This window comes from Gilliamella sp. GillExp13 (assembly GCF_001690815.1).
Taxonomy (GTDB): domain Bacteria; phylum Pseudomonadota; class Gammaproteobacteria; order Enterobacterales; family Orbaceae; genus Gilliamella; species Gilliamella bombi.
The window spans coordinates 20,599-28,106 of the sequence record NZ_LZHJ01000113.1 but is presented as its reverse complement, the minus strand read 5'-3'; the positions used below and the strand labels follow the sequence as shown (position 1 = coordinate 28,106).

4 protein-coding genes and 1 pseudogene are annotated in these 7,508 nt (G+C 33.5%); 4 read left to right on the top strand and 1 reads right to left on the bottom strand.

The features are described 5' to 3' along the window. The 4 genes and pseudogenes from A9G37_RS12585 to A9G37_RS08205 all read left to right on the top strand — a co-directional run. Positions 1 to 302 (top strand): annotated as a pseudogene (locus A9G37_RS12585) (hypothetical protein); the annotation flags it as partial. Beyond that, positions 266 to 721 (top strand): IS30 family transposase, encoded by a 456-nt coding sequence (locus A9G37_RS08215; protein WP_081297699.1) that lies wholly within the window; start codon positions 266 to 268, stop codon positions 719 to 721. The pseudogene A9G37_RS12585 and the gene A9G37_RS08215, both read left to right, overlap by 37 nt. Before the next feature lie 277 nt (positions 722 to 998). Further along, positions 999 to 3,995 (top strand): DUF2339 domain-containing protein, encoded by a 2,997-nt coding sequence (locus tag A9G37_RS08210; RefSeq protein ID WP_065575206.1) that lies wholly within the window; start codon positions 999 to 1,001, stop codon positions 3,993 to 3,995. 129 nt (positions 3,996 to 4,124) lie between these two features. Next, entirely contained in the window at positions 4,125 to 5,495 is a 1,371-nt protein-coding gene (locus A9G37_RS08205; RefSeq protein ID WP_065575205.1) for a DUF3999 family protein, read from the top strand. A gap of 198 nt (positions 5,496 to 5,693) precedes the next feature. Here A9G37_RS08205 and glnS read toward each other — a convergent pair whose 3' ends face one another. Further along, the gene (gene glnS, locus A9G37_RS08200; protein ID WP_065575204.1) at positions 5,694 to 7,370 is read right to left on the bottom strand and encodes a glutamine--tRNA ligase; all 1,677 of its coding nucleotides are present in this window, start codon (positions 7,368 to 7,370) and stop codon (positions 5,694 to 5,696) included. Between the last annotated feature and the right edge of the window lie 138 nt (positions 7,371 to 7,508).

The following is a 7,508-nucleotide window of genomic DNA, read 5'->3' as shown; positions in this document are numbered from 1 at the left end:
TATGGCGCCAAGTTGAAAAATACCTCATGCTTTATTACAGCCCAGAGCAGATTGCTGCACGTTTAAAGAAAGTCAGCGTCCAATCAATCTATAACTATCTTTATCAAAATAAAGCGCGCTATGAACAATTCAAACCTTATCTAAGGCGAAAAGGCAAAGCCTATAGGCATTGTAAGGCACCGAGTATTAAAGAAGGAGACCGCCGTTATAAACGGTCAATTAAACAACGTCCAAGTTATGTAGAAAGCCGGAAAACGCGAGGACATTGGGAGGGAGCCGTAAAGACAAGCAAGCATTGGTGACATTAGTTGAACGCAAAACAGGGCTAGTATTAATTGGGCGCCTCAATCAACGTACCGCCTCCGAAACGAGAGATATGATAATAAAATTGCTAACGCCGTTTGAAAAAATGGTTAAAAGCATCACCTTTGATAATGGAACCGAATTTAATTATCATCATGCTATTGAGTATTATTTAAACACCACCGTGTACTTTTCGGAGCCTTATAAAAGCTGGCAAAGAGGCACAAATGAAAACACCAATGGCTTAATACGTCAGTTTATACCTAAGCCAGCGGCCATTTCATTAGTTGACGACAAAGAGATAAAGAAAATACAATATCTATTGAACACACGCCCAAGAAAACGGCATAAGTTTAAAAGCCCTGCCTCCTTTTATTCGAAGGAGTTAAGAAGAATTGCACTTCATGGTGTAATCTAGGTTTTTAGTAAAATCAAGCATTTATAAGATATTTAGTACTAGAGCTTTTATATTTCATTTAACTGTTAAATTTTAGCAAAGAAATTTCAATTAACTAAAATTCTAAATAAAAAAACAAATTATTATCAAGTTACTCTAATGATAGTTTATTCAAACATATTGATTTATTGATTAATTACTGATTTACTGTTCATCAGCAAAATACTAACTTAATATTTTAATTAACGATAAAAACAAATAAGTGATCATGAAATAAAAAATATAAGGAAAAATTGGTATGGAATTTCTTTTTTATTTCTTATTCTTCGCAGTAGTAATAATTATAGTGGCATTTATTAATCTTTCTAGTTTGAAAGATCAAATTGTCCGGTTAAGAATTCAGTTAACAGAGGTACAAGAAACCCTTTTATCACTCAAAGAACAACTTTATCAACAAAATAGTTCGGCTGAGTTAGAAGAAAATTCAGATGAAAAAGAGGATATTGAGCACGATAATACTAATTCGCAATTTGAATATTCAAATTGCAATACTACTGAAGAAACAGCGGATATTGCTGTTCAAATAGAGCCTCCAACCGAAATTTCTTTACCTTGTGCAGCTAATAATAACCATTTAAACGATGGACTTTTGCAACTTAATGAGCAAAATGACCCCGCCCTGTTACAAGAAAATATGCAACTTGATTCAGTAACAGTAGAACAACCCGATTCTCAATATCAAGAATTCAGTCAGGAAGAAGAGTTACCAACATTAGCTAGCGAATCTCTGGCGATAGAAACTCCAGAACAAGAAAAAATCAATCTTGATGAAGCTGTATTACAAACAGCAGATCCATTTAACCCACAATACAGACCAGTTACAAATACTGGACCCAATCCGTTATTTATTTTTTTAAATTGGTTAATTAAAGGCAATGTAATTGCCAAAATTGCTATTGTGATCTTATTTTTAGGTCTAACCTATCTATTTAAATACAGTATTGAACATGATTATATTTCACCTGAGATCAGAATCTTAGGAAGCTTAGTATTAGGTTTTGTTTTGTTAGGAATCGGTTGGAAATTAAGACATAAACGAGAAATCTACGCCTTAATACTACAAGGCGGTGCTTTTGCTATTTTATATCTGACCATATTTGCCGCCTATAGGTTATACGAACTTGTACCTATGTTAATTACGTTTGCTATTTTGTTAATTATTTGCTCAACAAGCATTTTATTTTCCATTTTGCAAAGAGCTATGAGTCTAGCAATTATAGCCAGTATCGGCGGTTATGTGACACCGATTTTACTATCCAATGGTTCAGGCAATCATATTGCTTTATTTAGTTATTATTTGATGATTTCCAGTGCTATTTTAGTTGTTAGCATCTGGCAGTCTTGGCGAATACTTAATTTATTAGGATTTTTATTCACCTTTGTAATATCTCTACTATGGGGAATGTGTAATTTCCGCCCTGAGTTTTACATTGAATGCCAAATATTTATCATCGCCAATATGTTAATTTATGGTATTTTAGCTGTTTTATTCTCGGTTCGAAGTTTTAATAAAGAACATAATCAAAATGCTATTGATTTAATTTTACTATTTGGCACACCGTTATCCGGTTTTGCATTACAATATTCTATTACCAATCAGTGGGAATTTGGACCTGCATTTTCATCATTGGCATTTGGTCTGTTTTATATTATTGGCTCTTATTTCATTCTGCGCTTGTTGAAATCTTCAGCAAAAAAAATCTCGCTTTATGGCTTGGCCATTGGTCTATCATTTAGTACGTTGGCTATTCCACTTGCCTTTAGTGCCAATTGGACTGCCACAATTTGGTTATTTGAAGGAACAGCATTAAGTTGGATTATGCTTTCGCAAAAACATTATCGTACTGCTTTATTAGGTGTCGCAATTACATTATTTGGTATTGTTTCCGCTTGTATATCTTTCGAATGTGAACAATTAAATCCGAGCTCACTTACACTACTACTTGGTATTATAAGTGCCATTTTGCTAGTGAATGCCTGTTTATGGCATTGCTATGGTCGTAGAATTACTACAAATAATTTACTTAAAACGATGTTTATCGCTGTTGCTGTTATATTTTGGGTAATCTGGATTTTATCAAGTGTTCATTTACATATTGACAATACAACATCAAAAGTATTACCAATTTTATTATGCTTCACTTTTTCTTCATGGCTATGGTATATCGTTGGGAAAAAAATCAATTGGCATCAGCTCTGTTATTCTGGGTTAACCTTATGGCTAATGATATTACTAGCTTTGTTTAAAAGTTATGCCGAATCCTGCTATTTATTAAACTCTGGCATTTGGAGCGTGGTTTGGGTCATAGCCTTTGTTAGTGCTTACTATTATTTACATATTGAAAAAACACTTATCACAAACAGTATTGTAAATCGTAGTTATAAAATAAATAAACAAAATACCCATCGTTTATTTGATATGTTACACATCAGTTTATTTTGGATGTTTTTATACTGGATAACACGAGAATCTACTCATTTACTTAACCAATTACCATGGGGATACGATGTAATAAAATGGAGTGTAACTGCAACTATTGCTAGCAGCATTATTCTGCTATTTTATACACTGATTAAACGCCAAATTATGACCACAACATCATTAATTAAATCTTATTGGATGATAGGTTTATTACCTGTTGTTATCTATTTAGGATTTTATTTAATAGTTGGGCTTAGTATGAGTGGCCAAATCATTTATTGGAATTATGTTCCTATCATTAATCCACTTGAAGAAAGTGCAATCTTTACTTTAATGATGTTTAGCGTTTGGTTAAAACTTGCAATAAACCATTTACAACTAAATAGCAGGATAATGAATCTTGCAAGCTTTAAAATACCATTACCTAATATGGTTCTAGTGCCTTTAATTGTTTTAACCTTTTTCTGGGGAAACAGTATCGTTTTACGCTGCTTAAGCCAAATATTTGACATATCTTGGACAGCTAATTCTTTATGGCACAATAATATTGTCCAAATGACTGCATCATTACTTTGGATGTTAACTGCAGTAATATTGGTGACTATTGGACACCGTTATTCACTTCGGAAAATATGGTATAGCGGTGAATTTATTCAAGTGATCGTTATTATTAAATTAATATTTGTAGATATCCGTGAGCTTGATGGATTACTTCGTGCATTTGCCTTTATTGGTGTTGCGTTATTAATGCTGTTAATTGGGTATTTAGCACCATTACCACCTAAGTTAAAAAATGGTAATACTAATGAATAAATACACTATAAAAAATAGGTTTAAGTTTAACAATGACGTTTTCAGAAATCATTCTGATAATATCATTCAGTTTAATATAACAATAAATAAAAATTCGTGAATGTCATTGATTATTATGGATAAAAAATTATGAAAAAATTTCTATTGAGTTCGCTGTTATTAATAAGTGGATTTAGCCAAGCGATAGACAAAACTAATCAGTATGCCTATGGTGCCATGATTGATATCTCCAACGATACTAGCATGTATAGCCGAATAGAACTGACTCATGATGTTTATACACAAACATTATCAAGTTCATTAGATGATATTCGCATTTTTAACCAAAAAGGTCAGCCTGTACCTTATGCATTAGTCAATGTTTATCAGCAAAGTGATAATAATCAAACTTTTCCAGTGGCTATTTACGCGTTAAATGAAAAAAAAGATGAAGATCAAAGCAAAATGGCGATTGAACAGTATAATATCAATATCAACAATAAAGATGTTCAAATTTATCTCGATAAAGCAAATAGCCAAGGTGACTATACCGCAAGGTATTTATTGCAAATTCCCGAAGATGTTAAGTTAGAACAAGCCATAAGCCGTTTATCCATTGATTTTGATGTGGCTGAAAATCAAAATTGGCAAGCAATTGCTAAATTGCTTTATAGCCAAGATTTAAGTAATTGGCAAACTGCACTCAATAATGTTCCAATGATGTCTTTGACTGATAACAATAGTAATCAGTCACTTAAAGTAAATACAATTGATATACCAACAAACACTAATTACAAAGCACGCTATTGGATTTTATTATTAAAGTCAGATCAATCCACAGTTCCTAACGTCAAAAAAATTGAATTTACTTCAAGAAAAGAAACACCAAAATTAGCTCTTTTCCCAATTAACTTCGAACTAACATCATCAGATGGTCAAGAAGCAACTTATCAGTTACCATCACCTCAACCAGTTAGAGAGTTATCAATTAAGCTACAAAACCCACGTATGGTTTTACCTACTAGCATCTATTATAAAACCGATGACAAAGATAAAACATGGCATAACCTTGATGACTATATTATTCGAAACATAGATAGCAATGATCATAGCCAACATATCAGTGCTGGATTAATTATTAAACAATTAAAAATTAAAGCCATCAACGCAAGCTTTGATGACGCACCACAACTAACAGCTTACCGCAATCGCATGAGTGTTGTTTTTAATAGCGCCAATAATGGTCCCTTCATTTTAGCTTGGGGATCAGCAAAAGCAACGTCTGCATCGTTAAGTGAAAAAGCATTACTTTCAGATTCAATATCTGTAGTTGATGTGCCACAAGCCTTTGTTGGTGAAAATATTAAACTAGCAGGTAAAAAAGTATTATCCCAAGCAAATAATGATCCGACAAGAGATTCCATTTTACCTAAATGGTTAATTTGGGTTAGCTTAGTTATTGGCGCTATCATATTAATTATTATTGCATTAAAATTACTTAACGAAGTTAAAAAGTCATAAAAATGAAAGCTAAAATATAAAAATGACTAGAATAAGCACTTAATAGAAATTTACTCCATTGAGTGCACCACACATCTAAATACTGATAATTTTTAATTAGGTAAGATGATAGAGACAATAAAAGGTTTTGATTTTGGCTTAAGTCATTGTGGTAGCGAGCATTCGCCGACTTAAGCCGGCGAATTGTAGCATATTAAATTACGCCTCGTTCCAGCTATCTCTTAATCCTACAGTTCGGTTAAACACTAGTTTATCTTCAGTTGCAAACTTGCTATCTAAACAGAAATAACCTTCTCGTTCAAATTGATAAGCTTGCCCCGCTTGAGCTTTTTGTAAACTAGGTTCAACAAGACCTTGCTTAATCACTAACGAAGTAGGATTAATGGTTGATAAAAAGTCCTCTGCTGCACCTGGGTTTGGCGTATTAAATAGACGATCATACAGGCGAATTTCAGCTGCTTTTGCAAATTTAGCTGAAACCCAATGAATTACACCTTTGACTTTACGACCATCTTCAGGATTTTTATTTAAGGTTGCTGGATCATAACTACAATAAATCGTTTGAATATTACCTTCGGCATCTTTTTCAACTCGATTTGCTCGAATCACATAGGCATTACGCAATCGCACTTCTTTACCTAATACTAAACGTTTGTAATTTTTGTTGGCTTCTTCTCGAAAATCCGCACGATCAATATAGATTTCACGAGTGAAAGTGACTTCTCTATGACCCAGTTCAGGACGATTTGGATGATTTGGCATATTAAGCACTTCGTCAATAGTATCCGAGAAGTTTTCAATGACAACTTTAACCGGATCAAGCACCGCCATAGCACGAGGCGCATTTTCGTTAAGATCTTCGCGAATACAAAACTCAAGAGTACTCATTTCTACGGTATTTTCTTGTTTTGTCACACCAATTCGGCGACAAAATTCACGGATCGAAGCTGGTGTATAACCACGACGACGTAAGCCTGAAACAGTCGGCATACGCGGATCATCCCAACCATCAACAATTTTTTCTGACACAAGTAAATTTAATTTACGTTTTGAAGTAATCGCATATTCAAGATTTAATCTTGAAAATTCATACTGATGAGGCCGTGCCTCGATTGTAATATTATCTAATACCCAGTCGTATAAACGGCGATTGTCTTGGAATTCAAGTGTACAAAGTGAATGGGTAATATTTTCAATCGCATCTGAAATACAGTGGGTGAAATCGTACATTGGATAAATACACCATTTATTACCTGTTTGGTGATGTTCTGCAAATTTAATACGATATAACACTGGATCTCGCATCACAATAAATGGTGATGCCATGTCAATTTTAGCACGCAGACATGCTTTTCCTTCGGCAAATTTTCCCTCTTTCATTTGGGTAAATAGCGCTAAATTTTCATCGATGCTACGATCACGATAAGGGCTATTTTTACCCGGCTGAGTAAGTGTTCCTCGATATTCACGGATTTCATCAGCTGAAAGCTCGTCAACATAAGCAAGTCCTTTATTGATTAGCTCAATAGCATATTCATATAATTGGTCGAAATAGTCAGATGAGTAACAAATTTCACCATCCCATTCAAACCCTAACCAACGGACATCTTCTTTAATCGACTCAACATACTCTATATCTTCTTTAGCTGGATTAGTATCGTCAAAACGTAAATTACATTTACCTTTATAATCTTGCGCAATACCAAAATTTAAACATATTGATTTAGCATGACCAATATGTAAATAACCATTAGGCTCTGGTGGAAAGCGAGTGTGCGTAGTTTTATATTTTCCTGCTGCTAAATCAGCATCAATAATTTGGCGAATAAAATTAGATGGACGATTATCTGTCTCGCTCGGTAATGAACCGCTCATAAAAAAACCTCTGATGATATCTTTATTAATAACAAATTGAGAATATTTGCTATATTATTGCTTATTATGTGACGAATATAGCAAATTTTTCTTATTTCTGAAATGGAAAACAAACGATTCACATCGACAAAATTAGTC